General features: G+C 70.3%; 18 protein-coding genes. 10 read left to right on the top strand and 8 right to left on the bottom strand.

Going from position 1 to position 16,551, the window contains the following annotated elements; all coding sequences use genetic code 11:
- Positions 1 to 112: 112 nt before the first annotated feature.
- Positions 113 to 1,522 carry a type I glutamate--ammonia ligase gene (glnA, locus tag FDM97_RS08705; protein ID WP_137989749.1) on the top strand — a complete coding sequence of 470 codons (1,410 nt, stop codon included), beginning with the start codon at positions 113 to 115 and terminating at the stop codon, positions 1,520 to 1,522.
- 331 nt (positions 1,523 to 1,853) lie between these two features.
- Here glnA and FDM97_RS08700 read toward each other — a convergent pair whose 3' ends face one another.
- Positions 1,854 to 2,531: an HNH endonuclease signature motif containing protein gene (locus FDM97_RS08700; RefSeq protein WP_137989746.1), complete on the bottom strand. Its 678-nt coding sequence runs from the start codon at positions 2,529 to 2,531 to the stop codon at positions 1,854 to 1,856.
- A 160-nt stretch (positions 2,532 to 2,691) separates the two neighbouring features.
- On the opposite strand from FDM97_RS08700, the gene FDM97_RS08695 reads away from it, so the two are divergent.
- The gene (locus FDM97_RS08695) at positions 2,692 to 3,957 is read left to right on the top strand and encodes an IS4 family transposase (RefSeq protein WP_175439068.1); all 1,266 of its coding nucleotides are present in this window, start codon (positions 2,692 to 2,694) and stop codon (positions 3,955 to 3,957) included.
- Between the two features lie 212 nt (positions 3,958 to 4,169).
- On the opposite strand, the gene FDM97_RS08690 is transcribed toward FDM97_RS08695, so the two are convergent.
- Positions 4,170 to 4,514, bottom strand: coding sequence for a hypothetical protein (locus tag FDM97_RS08690; RefSeq protein WP_137989740.1), 345 nt, complete (start codon positions 4,512 to 4,514; stop codon positions 4,170 to 4,172).
- 425 nt (positions 4,515 to 4,939) lie between these two features.
- Between FDM97_RS08690 and FDM97_RS37070 the strand changes: the two genes are divergently transcribed.
- Positions 4,940 to 5,842 carry an excalibur calcium-binding domain-containing protein gene (locus tag FDM97_RS37070; RefSeq protein WP_432816203.1) on the top strand — a complete coding sequence of 301 codons (903 nt, stop codon included), beginning with the start codon at positions 4,940 to 4,942 and terminating at the stop codon, positions 5,840 to 5,842.
- 267 nt (positions 5,843 to 6,109) lie between these two features.
- Here the strand turns inward: FDM97_RS37070 and FDM97_RS08680 are convergent, their stop codons facing one another.
- The 3 genes from FDM97_RS08680 to FDM97_RS08670 all read right to left on the bottom strand — a co-directional run bounded on the left by FDM97_RS08680 (position 6,110) and on the right by FDM97_RS08670 (position 7,805).
- Positions 6,110 to 6,436, bottom strand: a complete 327-nt coding sequence (locus FDM97_RS08680) for a hypothetical protein (RefSeq protein ID WP_254705540.1) — start codon at positions 6,434 to 6,436, stop codon at positions 6,110 to 6,112.
- Positions 6,433 to 6,720 (bottom strand): hypothetical protein, encoded by a 288-nt coding sequence (locus FDM97_RS08675; RefSeq protein ID WP_254705539.1) that lies wholly within the window; start codon positions 6,718 to 6,720, stop codon positions 6,433 to 6,435. Before FDM97_RS08675 ends, FDM97_RS08680 begins: the two co-directional genes overlap by 4 nt.
- 428 nt (positions 6,721 to 7,148) lie before the next feature.
- Positions 7,149 to 7,805 carry a hypothetical protein gene (locus FDM97_RS08670; RefSeq protein ID WP_254705538.1) on the bottom strand — a complete coding sequence of 219 codons (657 nt, stop codon included), beginning with the start codon at positions 7,803 to 7,805 and terminating at the stop codon, positions 7,149 to 7,151.
- A 314-nt stretch (positions 7,806 to 8,119) separates the two neighbouring features.
- On the opposite strand from FDM97_RS08670, the gene FDM97_RS08665 reads away from it, so the two are divergent.
- On the top strand, positions 8,120 to 8,365 hold the full coding sequence (locus FDM97_RS08665; RefSeq protein WP_137989736.1) for a hypothetical protein: 246 nt from the start codon (positions 8,120 to 8,122) through the stop codon (positions 8,363 to 8,365).
- 73 nt (positions 8,366 to 8,438) lie between these two features.
- On the opposite strand, the gene FDM97_RS08660 is transcribed toward FDM97_RS08665, so the two are convergent.
- Positions 8,439 to 8,714 carry a hypothetical protein gene (locus tag FDM97_RS08660; protein ID WP_137989728.1) on the bottom strand — a complete coding sequence of 92 codons (276 nt, stop codon included), beginning with the start codon at positions 8,712 to 8,714 and terminating at the stop codon, positions 8,439 to 8,441.
- A gap of 126 nt (positions 8,715 to 8,840) precedes the next feature.
- Here FDM97_RS08660 and FDM97_RS08655 point away from each other — a divergent pair, with 126 nt between their 5' ends.
- Positions 8,841 to 9,200 (top strand): arsenate reductase family protein, encoded by a 360-nt coding sequence (locus FDM97_RS08655; protein WP_137989725.1) that lies wholly within the window; start codon positions 8,841 to 8,843, stop codon positions 9,198 to 9,200.
- Here FDM97_RS08655 and FDM97_RS08650 read toward each other — a convergent pair.
- Positions 9,192 to 10,034, bottom strand: a complete 843-nt coding sequence (locus FDM97_RS08650) for an alpha/beta fold hydrolase (RefSeq protein ID WP_137989722.1) — start codon at positions 10,032 to 10,034, stop codon at positions 9,192 to 9,194. The two genes, FDM97_RS08655 and FDM97_RS08650, sit on opposite strands and share 9 nt — an antisense overlap.
- Before the next feature lie 82 nt (positions 10,035 to 10,116).
- Here FDM97_RS08650 and FDM97_RS08645 point away from each other — a divergent pair, with 82 nt between their 5' ends.
- From FDM97_RS08645 to FDM97_RS08635, 3 genes are all read left to right on the top strand, one after another.
- Complete coding sequence (locus FDM97_RS08645; protein ID WP_254705537.1) at positions 10,117 to 10,584, top strand: MarR family transcriptional regulator; 468 nt, start codon at positions 10,117 to 10,119, stop codon at positions 10,582 to 10,584.
- Positions 10,581 to 12,011, top strand: a complete 1,431-nt coding sequence (gene pdxR, locus FDM97_RS08640) for a MocR-like pyridoxine biosynthesis transcription factor PdxR (protein WP_137989719.1) — start codon at positions 10,581 to 10,583, stop codon at positions 12,009 to 12,011. Before FDM97_RS08645 ends, pdxR begins: the two co-directional genes overlap by 4 nt.
- A gap of 65 nt (positions 12,012 to 12,076) precedes the next feature.
- Entirely contained in the window at positions 12,077 to 12,727 is a 651-nt protein-coding gene (locus FDM97_RS08635; RefSeq protein WP_137989716.1) for an RlpA-like double-psi beta-barrel domain-containing protein, read from the top strand.
- A gap of 12 nt (positions 12,728 to 12,739) precedes the next feature.
- On the opposite strand, the gene FDM97_RS08630 is transcribed toward FDM97_RS08635, so the two are convergent.
- Positions 12,740 to 13,675: a Gfo/Idh/MocA family protein gene (locus tag FDM97_RS08630; protein ID WP_137989714.1), complete on the bottom strand. Its 936-nt coding sequence runs from the start codon at positions 13,673 to 13,675 to the stop codon at positions 12,740 to 12,742.
- Positions 13,676 to 13,882: 207 nt separating this feature from the next.
- On the opposite strand from FDM97_RS08630, the gene FDM97_RS08625 reads away from it, so the two are divergent.
- Positions 13,883 to 15,292, top strand: coding sequence for a hypothetical protein (locus tag FDM97_RS08625; protein WP_137989712.1), 1,410 nt, complete (start codon positions 13,883 to 13,885; stop codon positions 15,290 to 15,292).
- Positions 15,289 to 16,431, top strand: a complete 1,143-nt coding sequence (locus FDM97_RS08620; RefSeq protein ID WP_137989709.1) for an ARPP-2 domain-containing protein — start codon at positions 15,289 to 15,291, stop codon at positions 16,429 to 16,431. Before FDM97_RS08625 ends, FDM97_RS08620 begins: the two co-directional genes overlap by 4 nt.
- Positions 16,432 to 16,551: the final 120 nt, after the last annotated feature.

Here is a 16,551-nt window from a genome sequence, read left to right as displayed (position 1 = left end):
TGCTTGAGAAATCCCGCCTGCCTATGGTCGGGTCCAGCGTGTGCCACCGCACTGGCCGCACGACCCGAGCTGCAACCCCGCCCCTCCCCGGGCCGGGAGTAGGAGGAGTTGGATGTTCCAGAACGCCGACGAGGCCAAGAAGTTCATCAAGGACAACGACGTCAAGATGGTCGACGTCCGTTTCTGTGACCTTCCGGGAGTGATGCAGCACTTCACGATCCCGGCGACGGCGTTCGACCCGTCCGAGGAGCTCGCCTTCGACGGTTCGTCGATCCGCGGCTTCCAGGCCATCCACGAGTCCGACATGGCGCTGCGCGCCGACCTGTCGACGGCCCGCCTGGACCCGTTCCGCCGTGACAAGACGCTGAACATCAACTTCTTCATCCACGACCCGATCACGGGCGAGCAGTACAGCCGTGACCCGCGGAACATCGCGAAGAAGGCCGAGGCGTACCTGGCCTCCACCGGCATCGCGGACACCGCGTTCTTCGGCCCCGAGGCCGAGTTCTACGTCTTCGACTCGGTGCGCTTCGAGACCTCGGCGAACCAGGGCTTCTACCACATCGACTCCGAGGCCGGCGCCTGGAACACGGGTGCGCTCGAGGACAACCGCGGTTACAAGGTCCGCTACAAGGGCGGCTACTTCCCGGCCCCGCCGGTGGACCACTTCGCCGACCTGCGTGCGGAGATCTCCCTGGAGCTGGAGAACGTCGGCCTGCAGGTCGAGCGCCAGCACCACGAGGTCGGCACCGCCGGCCAGGCCGAGATCAACTACAAGTTCAACACGCTGCTGGCCGCGGCCGACGACCTGATGCTCTTCAAGTACATCGTGAAGAACGTCGCCTGGCGCAACGGCAAGACCGCGACCTTCATGCCGAAGCCGATCTTCGGCGACAACGGCTCGGGCATGCACGTCCACCAGTCCCTGTGGGCGGGCGGCGAGCCGCTCTTCTACGACGAGCAGGGCTACGCGGGCCTGTCGGACACCGCCCGCTACTACATCGGCGGCATCCTGAAGCACGCCCCGTCGCTGCTGGCCTTCACCAACCCGACGGTGAACTCGTACCACCGCCTGGTCCCCGGCTTCGAGGCCCCGGTCAACCTGGTCTACTCGCAGCGCAACCGCTCCGCGGCCATGCGTATCCCGATCACGGGCTCGAACCCGAAGGCCAAGCGCGTCGAGTTCCGCGCCCCGGACCCGTCCTCGAACCCGTACCTCGCCTTCTCGGCGCTGCTCCTCGCGGGCCTCGACGGCATCAAGAACAAGATCGAGCCGGCCGAGCCGATCGACAAGGACCTCTACGAGCTGGCCCCGGAGGAGCACGCGGGCGTCGCCCAGGTCCCGACCTCCCTCCCGGCGGTCCTCGACGCCCTCGAGGCGGACAACGAGTACCTGCAGGCCGGCGGTGTCTTCACCTCCGACCTGATCGAGACCTGGATCGACTACAAGCGCACGAACGAGATCGCCCCGATCCAGCTGCGCCCGCACCCGCACGAGTTCGAGCTGTACTTCGACATCTAGAACATTGGGCAAACCGGCACAATCAGACCTGCATCGGTGATCGCCAGACTTGCCCGCTGACCTACGGAAACCCCCGGCGACAGCCGTGGGCATTGGTCGACAGTCGGTAGCCTCATGTGCAACACAGGCGCATTCCGACCTTGATCAACTGGCGTAGCGCCAGAAAGAATCTTCACAAAGTCGAGCCCCCGTCACTCTTTACAGAGAGTGACGGGGGCTCAGCCTTTGCCCCGAAAGGTCCAGGTCAGACAGTACCCGTCAGAAAAGAAGCACACCTGATCACGCACCCATAACGAAAACCCCTGCCATGAGCGCCACGGCAGGGGCTCATTTACGCGAGGGATCTCCGACCTGTTCGCCGTCGCTTCCAAACTCGTCCACCTCGACCGCACTCGCTGAGTTCGCCGGAGCACATCCTGATCTCTGTCGTGGTCAGGGGAACGTGGTAGTGGAATCCGCATTCGGCGGACATCACGATCAGGTTCGGATCTTCGGCGACGAGACCCAGCTCGTAACCCTGCGAGATCCATGTCAGCGGCCAGCTGCACGCCACGGGGTCGGCCGTGTGAGTGTGCTCTCGCCTGCTCCCGACCTTGTGAATGCATCGGCCCGGCCGTCCCCTAAGCTCGGTGCCGACGAAGTCGATCAGTCGTGATAGCGCCTCCGGCTTCCGTACAGCCGCGTCCCGGTAGCCCCTGATCTCGGATTCCGTGACGTCTGTGTACTGCTTGCCGTCATAGAGCGTGTGGCAGTTGCAGCACAGCGGGAGCACGTTACCGAGGTCGTGGAAGCGGCTGATGGCTTCCGCGTAGTGCCATGCCTCCGGCGGGGCTAGCCCGTCGATCTCCTCGCCAGCGGACGCGAAGCAGCTCGGCCAGTCCACTATGTGTGCCACCTCCAACGGGCGATCAAGATCGCATCGGAGGCAGCGTGTGCCCAGCATGCGGTAGGTCGCAGCGACGAGGTACTTCGGCGTCTTCAGCCGTTCCGGCCGCTCGAACGTTGACATGCCGTCACGGTACGCAACGGCCCGACAACAACCCTGCCCCGACCGGCTAGAAGCGCCTGCACCGTGCGGTCGGCCAGGGGCCGGGGGAGGCCAATGCAGTTGCCTTTGAGCTGAGGAGATCGTTGCCCCGCGTGTGACGGGGTGGGGTGCGGGCCAGCGGGTGCGGATCGGGATCCTGACGAAGGTGTTCACCGCCGAGCTGGTGGACGCGGCGATAGCCAAGCACGACCGTGGCGAGCGGCGCCGTCGCCTCCTTGCCGCGCGGCTGGTCGTGTACTTCGTCCTGGCCCTGTGTCTCTTCGCCCGGGAGTCGTATGAGGAGGTGTTACGCGTACTGACCAGCGGCATCCCGGCCAGCAGGGCTCTCGCGCGGGTGAACCGGTCGTCGTTGTGCCGGGCTCGCGCTCGGCTCGGGCAGGACGTGCTGGAGACCGTGTTCCGGCAGGTGGCTGGCCCGCTCGCCACCCCGGATACACCTGGCGCGTGGTGGCGAGGGCTGCGGCTCCTCGCCTTGGACGGCACGCAGTTCGACCTTCCGGATTCGACTAGCAACGGCGACACCTTCGACGGCCCCTCCGCTACTGGCGGCGTTCCCTTCGGGTTCCCTCAGGTCAGGGCGGTGATCCTCGCCGAGATCGGAACGCACGGAGTCCTCGATGCCCGCCTCGGCGGCTATCGCGACGGCGAGCGCAGCCTCGCCTACCCGCTGGCCGGCTCCACGGGCACCGGGGACCTTGTCATCGCCGACCGCGGCTTCTGGTCGGTCGAGTTCGCTCACGTCTTCACCGCGGCGGGCGCGGATCTGCTGGTCAGGCTCCAGTCCAACCATCTCGGCACCGCTCAGGAACAACTTCCGGATGGCTCGTACCTGTCGATGGCGCGACCGGGCAAGGAGGTCCGGCTCCGAGCCGCGCGAGAGGGCCGAACGCTGCCCAAGCACGTGATCTACCGGGTCGTCACCTTCGCCAAGGGCGACAAGGTCGCCTACCTGGGCACGACGCTGCTGGACCCCGAGCAGTACCCGGCCGCCGAGCTGGTCGCGCTCTACCGGGAACGCTGGGAGGTCGAGCTCGCCTTCGACGAGATCAAGAACCACCTCGGGCCAGGCGGCCCGATCAGGTCGCGGACACCGGAGGGCGTCCGGCAGGAATTGTGGGCCTACCTCGCGGTTCACCATGCGATCCGCCAGTTCGCCCACACAGCCGCCCTTGCCCGCCCAGCAGTGGACTTTGAGGACCGTGTCTCCTACTTGAAGTGCGTCCGCATCGTCCGCCGCAGCATCCCTTCCCAGCTCGGAGCGACCACCGCCAAGCTCGCCCTCTCCTTCACCGAGGCCGGGCGGGAGGCACGCAGTCGCCTTCTTCCGGCCCGGCGCACCGGGACTGCCCACGCGCGATCAAGAAGCCGAACCGATGGCCGGTACTGAGGACGCGAGCCAGACGAGACACGGTGCAGCCTGGCCGCTGGGCCCACAACCAGACCACGAAGCCGAAGAGCAACCGCCGGGCTGGACGGCCGGTACTCAAGGGAAAGCAGGCCCTCGCGCCGCCCTAAGAGCTGCGGCTGCCCCTACGGTTCGCCGGCGGTGTGGCTCACAGCCCGGCAACCTCCACGGCCCAGCCCCCTGCAGGGCGCTCGTCACCCGGCCGCCGCGAGGTAGGCGAGGAGCACGGCCGGGGGTACGACCATGCACACCAGGTGGGTGAGAACTGAACGAGGCAGACGGAACAGGCCGAACAACAGCAGCCCGCCAGCAAGCCAGCCGAAGTAGAGCCGCTCGGTCAGCTGCTTGGTGGCGTCCATCTCTGCCTGCTGGGTTGCATCCGGCGCACCAAAGGTGATCCCCGAAGCGATGACCATCATGTAGAGCACCCCGCACAGCAGGAGGTCCCCCACCCCGACCAACACCGCCACCAGGGCGTCAGCGCGGCGCACACGCTGGTACCAGCCGACACCGTCCCCCGTCGTGCCCGTCTCATGCATGACGCTCAGCCTGCCCCACACGTATGCAGCAGGGCATGAGTACGGATACTCAGCATCCGTCAGGCGATCAGGGTCGCTCAGCGTTGGAACCGGACGCAACGCCAAGGCAACTGCATTGGCCGGGGGAGGCCCCCGCTGTTACGGACTGCGCCAGACCCGTTGCCAGGCGGGTGCGTACTGAGTGGGCAGTGCCCGTGCAGGCGGCCATGTCTCAATCCACGCATGAGCGGAGAGAGTGTGATCGACCTGTGTAAGTTGAGCGCCGCTCGCTTCCCTGCTCATGGAGAGACTCGATGACACAACCGCCGCCGCCCGGCTACGGCCAACCCCAGTGGTCCGCGCCGTACAGCCACCAGCCGTACCCGCCCCAGCCTCCTACGCCCGCCCGGCGGTGGTGGCAGCACCCGGCGCTCATCATCACGGCCTTGGTCGTCTTCCCGCCCGGCGGTATAGCCCTCGCATGGCTCAGCCGCTGGAGTCAGGCGAAGAAGATCGTTGCCACCGTGCTCGCCAGCCTCTGGTTCCTGACTCCCTTTCTCGGCGACCCGCCGAAGGATCCAAAGGACGACGCCAAGCCGAAGGCCGCCGCGACGACCACTCCGTCTGCGAGCCCGACACCGAGCGGACCGCCCAACTTCGTGGGAAAAAACCTCAAGGAAGCCAAGGCTGCCGCCTACGACACCGGATACAACGCCATCTCGCACGACGCCTCGGACGACAACGCAGGGCAGTGGGATGACGACAACTGGAAGGTGTGTTTCCAGATGCCGGCCGACAGGCAGGTCGGCAAGAAGCCCACCCTGGACTTCGGTGTGGTCCGCAACGAGGCGCCCTGCCCGGCGAAGGACGGCGAGAAGATCCCATGGCCGAAGATGCCCAGCGTCATCGGCATGACGTTCGAGAAGGTGTCCGAGGCGCTGAAACCGATCGGGTTCAAGGGGATCGAGCCGGACAGTGCCTACACCGACGTCACGTTGCCCGGCGCAGTGAACGACTGGAAGGTCTGCTTCCAAGAGCCCGAGGCGGCCACGGAGCTCCAGTCGCCGCAGTACAAAACTGTGCGCCTCAAGCTCACGTCACCGAGCACCGCGTGTCCCAAGACCCCATACACCGAGCTGCACCCCGACCCCGACGTGCCCAGCACCGGGGATGACGGCACCTCTAACTCCGGCGGCTCCTCTTCGACCGGCGGTTCGGGTGGAAGCGGCAGCGTCTACTACAAGAACTGCACGGCGGTCCGCGCCGCCGGCGCTGCCCCCATCCGCCGGGGCGATCCCGGCTTCGGCAGCCACCTCGACCGCGACGGCGACGGCGTGGCCTGCGAGTAGGGAGAGCGGATGAGCAACGGGGCACCCGGCCATGCCGCTTCCAAGCCGTCCGGCTGCGCCATAGGCCGTGGAATCCTGGTCGCCATTCTTCCTCTTGGTGGGGCTCCTCGGCGGCGACTCCGAACCCAGCCAGGAGGAGGAAGACGCCCGGTGGCACAACCGGTCTGTGACGCCACTCACGACAATTGGTTCGACCAAGCGCAGTGCTACGGAGAGCAGTAGATCCCCATGCGTCGAAGCCCCGCCCCAGAGGGCGGGGCTTCGACGTTACCGGTGCGGGCCGATCTCCAGGATGGTGATCACCGGAATTTCGGTTCCTTCGTCGCCCTTCTCGTTGGGCCCGTAAACCCAGTAGATCCGCCACGCGTCAGCGCCGGTGCTGACGTATGAGTCCCACACCTTCGTCCCTCGGGCATAGCCGGGGTAGGACTCGTACTCGTGGCTGCTGAGCGAGGGATGGCGCGGATCCACGGACAGGAACGCGAGTGCTTTACGCACCTGCTTGAGCCGCTTAGCCGTGCCGGGGACGCCATTTTCGAGATCGTCCATCGTGCTGTCGGCGGCCGACATGAAGCGGATCCGGAAGACAGTCACTCATCGTCCTCGTCGTCGAGGTACTGGGTGAAGTCACCACGGTCCTTGCCGCGCTCGCCCGTCTCGATGGCCGCCAGGCCATCATCGAGACGCTCGCGCAGTTCGGGGTCAGTCCAGACGGGAAGCTCCCGCTTGGGGATGGAGATGACCGGGGTCAGTACGACGACTCCGTCCACGTCGACCTCGACGCGGTAGCGGATACCCGGTCGGACTCCGGCTCGTGTGAGCGGCAGCCGGTTGCGGGCGTCAGCTTCGACCTCGCCAACGACCTCTCGCTCCCTCACGGGGGCATCACCCCGTGCTTCCCTGATCATGCGACTGTGCCCCTTTTCAATCAATGCCTACAAGTGGGCACTACCCACCTTACGCCGATACCCACTCCGTCGCATCCTCCACCGAGAATCAGCCCGCACAGGCACACCCACTGACCGAAACCACAGAGTCACGGAGAGTGGCTTGAGCCGCCGACTCCCGGTATCTCGCACATCCGCCGCGCCGCCGTCACTGCGGGGGGTACTGCGCCCACCCCCGCACCGTGTGCAACATTTGCGCAAGATGATCTTCAGAGGGAGACTCCGCCGTAGGTCAGGGCACTGTTCGTGCTGTACTTCGACATCTAAGAGTCGGGGTCGGGTGGCCTGGGTGGAAGCGCACCGCGTGTGCACCGCCCGGCCAACTCCCTGACGTGATGCCAGAAACGCTGCGAGGGCCGCTACCCCATGGTCGGGGTAGCGGCCCTCGTCGGCTCGTGCGGACTGTGTGCGGACCGCTGATACGCCGTCGCTCGACCGGGGCGTCCCCGAGCGAAGCTACGCCGTGGGCGGCTCGGGGATGCGCCAGGTGATGTGGAACCGCTGGTCCGGTGGAAGCCCGAATCTCCCCACCGGGCCGATCTCCTTGATGAGATAGCCGAAGATCTGATGGTGGCCTCCTCGGAGAGTTCGTGCCAGGTCTCCGGGGTCGCGGTCATGATCTCCCGCATCAGGGACGCGTCCGATTCGGCGCGCAGCATCTCGATGCGGTCCTCGCGGTCCATGGTCTCGTCGGCGTGCATGGCGCTGATCGACCGCTGGAGGAGGTTCGGCTCGACCGCCAGGCGCCGGAGGATCCGGTCGCAGCCGTGGAGGAAGGCCGTGTGCGCGTCCACCGCCGCCTGGTCCGGGTAGTGGTAGCCGAAGGGGCTGCCCTGCTCGGCACCGACGTAGTCGCCCTTCAGGGTCCGCAGGAGGGCGCGCAGGGCGAGCTCGGCACCGTGCTCCTCGATGAGGCGGACACCGACCTGCACCCATTCGTCCTCGGAGACCACCGGCTCGTGCGGCACCGCAAGCGAGGGGTCGATCTCGATGGCGTTGAACGGGTTGATCATCATGCCGAACACCGCCTCGGCGGACCACTGCCCGTCGTAGTCGGCGGGCGGCGTCTTCCTACGGACCCCGGCATCCGAGGACGCCGCACATGGGCGTGGTTCGCCCAGCTCCGCACACCAACGTCAGTGGGTTCAGCAGCCATGCGACCCGAGGTGCCGGCCGGGGTGGCGCGAGGTGTCGACATGCCCAGAAGTACGGACAGAGCCCTGGCCCGCGCGTTCGGCGCCGTTTCACGTGACGGCGCGCCGGCACTCGGGCAGTTCCATCGCCCAGGAGCCCCGCGGCCCTACCGCGGACCTGCTGAGGAGGCGGTGCTGTGAAGTGGGACGACGTGACCTTGGTCATCCTCGCCGCGTTCGGCTGCGTCACGCTCCTGCTGACGCAGGTCAGCGAGGTGCTGTCGAGGCTGCCACAGATCATCCGCGCGTGGCGGCAGGTACGGCAGGAACTGAGCGGTGGTACCGATACCGGCCCACGGGACCGCTCGGCGAGCGCCGCCGACCCCGGCAGGAGGGGAAGTCATCCATCCGAAGAACCCGAAGCAGGGCGAGGCGAGGGCTGACCGGCCGACGAAGCGGGCCGCCGCCCCGGGGTTCCGGGGGCGGCGGCCCTTTCGTGGGTGAGCTCGGGTCGGGTCAGCGGCCGTAGCGGATCAGGGCGCGGACCATGCGGCAGGTGGTGTCGGAGGGCGGGTGGATGCCGAGGAGTTCGGCCGTGGTGCGTATCTTCGCGTTGCCGGCCTTCGCCGGGTCGTGGACACCCGCGTCGAGCAGGGCGATCGCGAGGCGCATGGCCTTCAGGCGGCGGTTGTGGGTGATGTACCACTCGCGGGGGCGGCCCGCGGGGAGCGGCTGCTTCCGAAGGGGCTTCCAGGGTTCGATGGACGGTGTCCGGATCATGGCGACGGCCATGGGCGACCTCCTGACGAACGGTGGGTGCGGGCCCTCCCCGGGACCCTCACCTTCACCCACGATTTTACTGCCCCCCACTGACAATCGCCCCTGGCCAGAGGGCGTTTGAGGGGTACCGTGGGGCGCATGGAGATCTGGATCAATCCCGCGTGTTCCAAGTGCCGTAGCGCGATCGGTCTGCTGGACGCGGAGGGCGCCGACTACACCGTCCGCCGCTACCTGGAGGACGTGCCGAGTCCGGACGAGATCCGGGCCGTACTGGAGCGGCTCGGTCTTGAGCCGTGGGACATCACGCGGACGCAGGAGGCCGTCGCCAAGGAGCTGGGGCTGAAGGACTGGCCCAGGGACGAGGCGAGCCGGGACCGTTGGGTGGAGGCGCTGGCCGCGCATCCGAAGCTGATCCAGCGGCCGATCATCACCGCCGACGACGGTACGGCCGTGGTGGGGCGGAGCGAGGAGGCCGTGAGGGACGCGTTGTCACGCTGACGCCAGGAAGCGCGCGATGTGGTCGTACGTCTCCGCCGGGGATCCCGCCGGCAGCGTGTGGTGGGTGGCCCCGGGCAGCGTGTGCGTCTCCACGCCGGGGACCGTCACCCGTGCCCGTGCCGCCACCTCGGCGATGTCGTGGGCCCGGCTCCGCTCGGCGAGGAGGAGCAGCGTCGGCGGTTTCAGGGTGCTCAGCTCCGTGGACGTCGGGCGCGGGCCGGTGACCGGGCGCACGGTGGGGAAGTCCGCCGTGCGCGCGTCCAGTTCCCGCCAGTCGGGGTCGAGCGGCGCGCCACGGGTCTCCCACTCCAGGAACGAGCGGTTCCGGGCCGGAGTGGGGCGGAGCAGCATCGGCAGGGCGCGGAGCACATAGCGCGGGCTGAAGCCGGTGAAGCAGTTCGTCGGGTCGAGCAGCACGAGCCGGTCGACGCGGCCCGGCGCCCGCAGCGCGTACCGGAGGGCGATCCAGGCTCCGTACGAGTGGCCGACGAGGGCCGTGGACGGCAGGTTCAGGCCGGTCAGCAGCGCGTCGAGCCAGGACGTCAGGTCGTCCGCCGTACGGAGGGGGCGGCCGGGCTCCGGCACGCTGCGGCCCGGTTCGCCGATCAGGTCGGCCGCGTGGACGCGGTGGGTCCGGGCCAGTGCGGTGGCCGCTCCGTACCAGCCGGTCGAGGTGGCTCCGCCGCCCGGCAGGAGAAGGACGGGCGGGGCGTCGTGCGGGCCGCAGCTGTGGACGTGGGTGCGTCCGTGCGGCGTGGTGACGTCGGAGTGGGTCGTGCCCTCGGGCCACTTGGCGAGAACAGTGTCGTAAGCGGCGAGGAAAGCCTGGGACATGACGGCTCTGCCTTCCGGTGGAGTTCATTGACTCGCTCGGCGATAATCTCGTTGAGCGAGATAATAGGGGAGGCTGGACGCTGTGGCGGAGAGTTCCGAGCTGCAGATCTTTCATCTGCTGCGCGCGGTCACGGTCGAATACGGCCTGCGGCAGGGCGAGTTCGCGGCCCGTAACCGGATGCACCCCACGGACGTACGGGCCCTGATCTGCCTCCTCGACGCCGAGCGCGCGGGAACGGACGCAACGGCCGGATGGCTCGGCGCGCAGCTCGGCGTCAACTCCGCCGGGACGACCGCCGTCATCGACCGCCTCGAACGGCTCGGCCACATCGCCCGCGTCCGGGACGAGCGTGACCGGCGCCGCGTGCTGCTGCGGGTCGAGGAGCGGGCCAAGGAGCTGGGCCGGGCGTCCTTCGGTCCGCTGATCGACGGGACGGTGGCGCTGCTGCGGGAGTACGACGAGGGCGAGCGGGAGGCGGTACGGCGTTTCCTCACCGGAGTACGGGACGTGCTGGCGGCGTCCGGCGACCCCGAGGGGCGTGGCGCATGACCGACGCCGCCGAGGTCCTCGGGGCCGATCTGCATCTGGAGCTGACCGGGGCGGGCAGCCGGCGCGCCGTGCTGATCCGGGCGCTGCGCGAGGCGGTACGGAGCGGGCGGCTGGCCCCGGGGACGCGACTGCCGCCGTACCGCTCGCTCGCCGCCGATCTGGGGGTCGCCCGCAACACGGTCGCCGACGCGTACGCGGAACTGGTCGCCGAGGGGTGGCTGACCTCCCGTCAGGGGTCGGGGACGCGGGTCGCCGAGCGGGTCGCGACCCCGGAGCCGGAGCGGGCGCCCCGGGACACGGCCCGCCCGCTCCCGTACGACCTGGTCCAGGGCAAGCCGGACCCCGCCGCCTTCCCGCGGACGGCCTGGCTGGCCTCGGCGCGCCGCGCTCTGACGGCCGCGCCGCACGAGGCCTTCGGGATCGGCGATCCACGGGGCCGGGTGGAGCTGCGGCGCGAGCTCGCCGCGTATCTGGCGCGGGTGCGCGGGGTGCGGACCGGCCAGGACCGGATCGTGGTCTGCTCGGGCGCGGCGCACGCGCTGCGGCTCCTCGCCCGGGTCGTGCCCGGCCCGTGGGCGGTGGAGGCGTACGGGCTCCCCTTCCACCGGGGACTCCTCGCCGAGGCCGGGATCCGTACCGTGCCGGTGGCCGTCGACGAGGACGGGGCGCGGCCGGGCGAGATCCCCCGAGGCCCGCGGGCGGTCCTGCTCACGCCCGCGCACCAGTTCCCGACCGGCGGGCCGCTGCACCCCGAGCGGCGCGCGGCCGCCGTCGACTGGGCGCGCGCGACCGGCGGGTTCGTCCTGGAGGACGACTACGACGGGGAGTTCCGCTACGACCGCCGGCCCGTGGGCGCGCTCCAGGGCCTCGCCCCCGACCGGGTGGTCCTGATCGGGTCCGTCAGCAAGAGCCTCTCCCCCACCCTCCGGATCGGCTGGATGGTGCTGCCGGGCGCGCTGACGGACGGCGTCCTGGCGGCGAAGGGCGAGCGCGAGCCGTACTCCTCCGCCACCGAGCAGCTCACGCTCGCCGACTTCCTCGCCTCCGGCGCGTACGACCGGCACGTCCGGCGGATGCGCCGGCGCCACCGTGAGCGCCGCGACCGGCTGGTGGCGGTCCTCGCCGAACGCGTTCCGGGGGTACGGGTGACGGGGATCGCGGCCGGGCTGCACGCGGTGGTGGAGCTGCCACCGGGGACGGAGGCCGCGGCGCTCGCGGCGGCGGCACGGCACGGGGTCGCGGTGGAGGGGCTGGGCGGTTACCGGCATCCGGACGCGGTCTCCCGCTCGGGCGGTGTCGGCGGCGTCGGCGGCGGCGGCGTGCGGGAGGGGGACGGGCTGGTCGTCGGGTACGCGACGCCGCCCGAGCGGCTGTACGGCGGAGCTCTCGACGCCCTGTGTAACGCACTGCACACCGCCCTGCGTTGAGCGGAACCGGCGCGCGCCTCGTATCTGACGCCACAGGAACCGACAGGAAACGAACGGAGCCTCACGTGTCACGCAGGAGAACGCTCAGCCGGAAGAAGAAGATCGCGCTGCTGGCGGGCGCGACCGTACTCGTCGGGGGGACGGCCGTGGTGATGACCGGTACGAGTCAGGCCTCCGTCGCCTGCGACGGTCTGGCCACGGCGCTCGCCAACAACGAGCGGTTCATCGCGGACCAGCGCGCCAACCCGGACGCCCTGTCGCAGGCGCGGATCGCCAACCGGGAGGCCGTGATCGCCGAGATCGGGCGCAAACAGGCGGCGTCGGGGTGTGCCGGTGGTTCGGCAGGGGGCGGCCAGACGGCCGCGCCCACTGTGCCCGCCGCACCTCCCGTGTCCGCCGCACCGCCCGTGTCCGCCGCACCGCCCGCCGGTGGCGCGGGCGATGGCAATGGCGATGGCGGTGGCTCCCGTGACGTCGTCTGCGCCGGTTCCACCGTCACCCTCTCCGGCGAGGGCGGCGCCCCCGCCGCGTCCAGCAACCAGTTCCCGCTCGGCACCCGGCTGAAGGTGACCAACCTGGACAACGCCAAGTCGACCACCGTCGAGGTCACTTCCGTCTCCGGCAGCTGCGTCCTGCTCAACAACGCGGCCTTCGAGCAGGTCCGCGAGCCCGGCAAGTTCCTGATCCGCAAGGCCCGGATCGAGCGCGTGGGCTGAGCCGGCCGGCCGTCAGGCCGTCAGGCGGCGGGTCCCGTGGGGCGCGGGGCCCGCCGCCTGAGTCTCCGCCCAGGTCAGGATCTCCGTGAGCCGCAGCCCGAACCGGGCGTCGCACGCGTGCGGCACCCCTGTCCGCGCCGCCTCGACGAGCGCGTCCACCGCCCCGCCGAACGCTCCCACCGCGCCGTCCCACCCCGGCATCGCCGCGCGTCCCCGCTCGCCGTACAGCGTGAGCGCGGCCTCCGCCGCCTCCGGCGGGGCGCCGAGGGTCAGGGTCGCCGTGCTGCTCGCGCCCGAGGCGTGCCGCAGAACCAGGTGGTGGGTGTCCGCCGGGCCCCGTACGGCCGTCATCTCGGTGACATCGCCGAGGAGCGGGAGATACACGGAGAGCACGTGCGGGCCGACGTCCCACAGGCCGCCCTTGTCGCGCCGCCACGGCGAGGCCGCGTACGCGCTCGTCGAGCCGGGCGCGAACAGCGAGCCCAGCCAGTGCGCCTCCCCGAGGAACCATCCGCCCGCCGCGGCCTGTTCGTCGATCCAGCGTGCGGTCGGCTCCGCGAAGCGCAGCGTGCAGAAGACGACGGACGCAACGCCGGCCCGCTCGGCCGCCTCGGCCACCTCCCGGGCCGCCTCGACGGTCGTGGCCACCGGCTTGTCCAGGAGCAGGTGGCAGCCGGCGGCGGCCGCCCGCACCGCGAGCGGGGCCTGGATGTCCGGGGGCAGGGCGAAGGCGACGGCGTCGCACGCCTCGAAGAGCGCGTCGACGTCGTCGTAGGCGCTCGTGCCGCAGGCGCCGGCGAGCTCGGCGGCGGCCTCGGGGCGCCTGCCCCACACCCCGGCGAACTCGACGCCCTCGTGCGCGGCGAGGGCGGGGGCGTGGGTCCGCACGGCCCAGGGGCCGGTGCCGAGGAGTCCGATGCGGGGCTTCGCGCCTGGGTGCGTGGTCATGCCCCCAGTGTGCCGGGCGCCTCCGACACCGGGGCGGCCGCCGCCCTTGCCAGGCCCAGGCTCCCGGTGCTTGCGGACCCTGGTGGTACTTTTCGTCCGCCGGTCGCGGGACTCCGGTGCGACTTCCGGGACCTGCCTCTACCGCAACGTTTTCGCTGTTCGCTCCCCCATTCCCCGGCCGGCACCCATGTCACTGCGAGGGGAACCATGACGGAGACGCACTCCGACCTCATCGCCGCCGAGGACGTCCTGCTCTTCGTCAACGCGGCCGTCACCGCCACCGGGCAGCGCGAGTTCCGCTCCTCCGCCGGTGAGCAGCGGCTCTCCCTCGCCTTCCTCCACGAGTACGTCCGGGTCAACTACCGGCCGGTGTACGCCGCCGCGCTCGCGCTCGACATCAACGACCACAACGCGGCCCTGATCGTCGAGCAGCTGCTGCGCACCCCCAAGGAGGCCGGGGAGCGGGAGGGCCGGCTGATCGCCGCCCGGCTCGCGCTGATGCCGCCGCAGCGGGTCTACCGTCTCTTCCGCGCCCTGCGCGCCGCCAGGGTCAACAACCGCCGCACGCGCGCGATCATCCGTGACTGGCTGGCCGCCCGCGCGGAGCGCGAAGGGCTCGCGCTCGACGCCGTGAAGTACCGGCCCGGGCTCAAGGCCGCCGCCCGCCACGTCCACCAGCGCTTCGCCGACCCCGAGTGCGGGGACTTCCTCTTCACGCCGGGCCGCCGGGTCCGCTACGAACACCCCTACCTGGACGCGTACCGCCGTGCGCGCTACGAACAGGGGGCGCTGTACGAGCTGCCGTTCACCGTCGCCGAGGGCTTCGCGGCCCGGCACGGCATACCGCGCGAGCGCTTCCTGGAGCGGATCGCGCCGCGGATGACGCGTCTGGAGCGGCTGCGTACGGAGCGGGCGAGCGATCTGACCGTCATGCCGCTGACCCGGCTCGCGCTCTACGTGCTCTCCCTCCCCTTCGGGGAGCGGGTGGCGCGCCGCGCCGAGCTGACGGGTGCGCTGCGGGCGGCCGCGGGCCGGGTCGCGGGGCCGTACGCGGGGACCTGGGGCAGGGTCGCGGCGGTCCTCGACGACAGCTACTCCGCCTCGGGATCGGCCGTGAAGCGGCGTCGTCCGCTCGCGGTCGCCCTGGGCTGCCACTTCCTTCTGGAGGCCCTGGCCGCGCCGGGGGCGTACGCGGCGCACTGGACCTCGGGCGGCGCCGATCCCCTTCTCGTGCGGCCGTGGGGGCCGACCCCGCTCGGTACGCGGATCCTCGACGCCCTGGAGGGCCCGGCCGCCCCCGACCGGCTGGTGATCGTCTCGGACGGCTGGGACAACGCGCCGCCGGGGCTCGCGGGCGAGGTGCTGCGCGTGTGGCGGACGCGGCTCGACCCGGAGCGGCGGACGAGCGCGGTCCATGTGAACCCCGTATACGACGCCGCCGGATTCGATGTGCGCCGGCTCGCGCCGAGCGTGCCCACGGCCGGGATCAGGGACGCGGAGGACCTGGCGGCGCTGGTGGAGATCGCTCAGTTCGCGGAGGGGCGCACGGGGCTGGCGCAGCTCCGGGCGTATCTGGACCGGAGGGTGGAGCTGTTCCTGAAGGGGGCGTCCCGATGACCCGGATCGATCTGACCGGTCTGGAGGTCCGGCCCGCACAGGTGTGGGGTGGTGTCCGGTTGGTCCCGCTCGTCCGACCCGAGCCGGTGGAGGGGCTGCGCCTCCACCGTGAGGTGTACGGGAACGCCGGCTCGGTCGACCTCGGGGACCGTACGACGTACACCTCGTACATCCCGCACGGCTTCGTCGCCGACTGGTCGGGCAAGGGAGCGGAAGGCGCCGCGTACGGCACCCGGCTCGGGGACGGCGAGCCGCGCGCCGTCCCCGTACGCCGCCATCACCGTCTCGCCAAGCGGCGGAACGGCGAGAAGAGGCTCCGTTTCCTTCCCCTCCATCTCGCCCTGGAGGGCTATCTGGCGCTCCACTTCGGCGGCCCGTCCGTGGTCTGGGACGAGTGGTCCCAGCAGGCGGTACGCCAGGGGCTGTCGCCGCGCGCCGAGGCGGCGTACGCGGGGTGGAGTGTGCCGGGGCTCTCGGAGGCCTTGCGGGTCTTCGAGATCCACCCGGGGCAGTGCGGGCTGATGCTGTACGTCGCCGACGCCCTGGCCGCGGCCTTCGTCGTCCCGCACCCGCGGGACTACCGCGTGCTTCACCCCACGCTGATCGAGGACCTGTACGGGGAGCTGGTCCACCAGTACGCCTTCTACGGCGCCCCGGTGCCGGAGTTCACGGCGCGGATCCGGGACGAGGCCGGCTCCGTGCGCACCCTCGCGGATCTGCGGGCGGCGGCCCGCGCGCAGGAGCGCGCGTGGGCCGAGGCGCACGACGGCCTGATGGCGCGGGATCTGCTGGACACCTCGTACGCCTTCGAGCGGGTGTACCGGATGGATTCCTATGATCTGTACCGGTTCCTCCCACCGTTCCACCGGGGCGGTGAGGAACAGCACATCGGTGAGCTGATCGCCGACCACAAGGGGCGCACGCTCTATCTGAAGACCTTCCGGCTCTCCGAGAACCAGATCAGGCGGGGCCATCTCCTGCGCCGTCTCGCGGACTGCGACTGGCACCTGGAGCAGACGGCGGAAGCGCTCGGGACGACGTACGCCGAGGTGGTGCGGCGTGTCACCGCCGCCGGCTTCGGTTCGCTGCTGAACGCCCATGTGATCGCACAGCGTCTGCGCGAAACACAGGAAAGCTGAGTAACACGGGGTTCACAAACGGGCAACGGACGGGAAATCCGGTGTTGCCAAGCTGCGCGCAGACACAGACACCGCAGCTCTCGCAGCGTCGCGAGCCGCAGCACGCTCCCCGCAGCAGCA

This window comes from Streptomyces vilmorinianum (assembly GCF_005517195.1).
Lineage (GTDB): Bacteria > Actinomycetota > Actinomycetes > Streptomycetales > Streptomycetaceae > Streptomyces > Streptomyces vilmorinianum.
The sequence above is the reverse complement of the archived record's forward strand: the minus strand, read 5'-3'. Positions and strand labels throughout refer to the sequence as shown.

Coding starts and splice junctions, on each gene's coding strand:
- FDM97_RS08620 (WP_137989709.1), top strand. CDS start 15,289: ATGACCCGGATCGATCTGACCGGTCTGGAGGTCCGGCCCGCACAGGTG.
- FDM97_RS08655 (WP_137989725.1), top strand. CDS start 8,841: ATGGAGATCTGGATCAATCCCGCGTGTTCCAAGTGCCGTAGCGCGATC.
- FDM97_RS08660 (WP_137989728.1), bottom strand. CDS start 8,714: ATGGCCGTCGCCATGATCCGGACACCGTCCATCGAACCCTGGAAGCCC.
- FDM97_RS08625 (WP_137989712.1), top strand. CDS start 13,883: ATGACGGAGACGCACTCCGACCTCATCGCCGCCGAGGACGTCCTGCTC.
- FDM97_RS08690 (WP_137989740.1), bottom strand. CDS start 4,514: ATGCATGAGACGGGCACGACGGGGGACGGTGTCGGCTGGTACCAGCGT.
- FDM97_RS08700 (WP_137989746.1), bottom strand. CDS start 2,531: ATGTCAACGTTCGAGCGGCCGGAACGGCTGAAGACGCCGAAGTACCTC.
- glnA (WP_137989749.1), top strand. CDS start 113: ATGTTCCAGAACGCCGACGAGGCCAAGAAGTTCATCAAGGACAACGAC.
- FDM97_RS08650 (WP_137989722.1), bottom strand. CDS start 10,034: ATGTCCCAGGCTTTCCTCGCCGCTTACGACACTGTTCTCGCCAAGTGG.
- FDM97_RS08670 (WP_254705538.1), bottom strand. CDS start 7,805: ATGATGATCAACCCGTTCAACGCCATCGAGATCGACCCCTCGCTTGCG.
- pdxR (WP_137989719.1), top strand. CDS start 10,581: ATGACCGACGCCGCCGAGGTCCTCGGGGCCGATCTGCATCTGGAGCTG.
- FDM97_RS08630 (WP_137989714.1), bottom strand. CDS start 13,675: ATGACCACGCACCCAGGCGCGAAGCCCCGCATCGGACTCCTCGGCACC.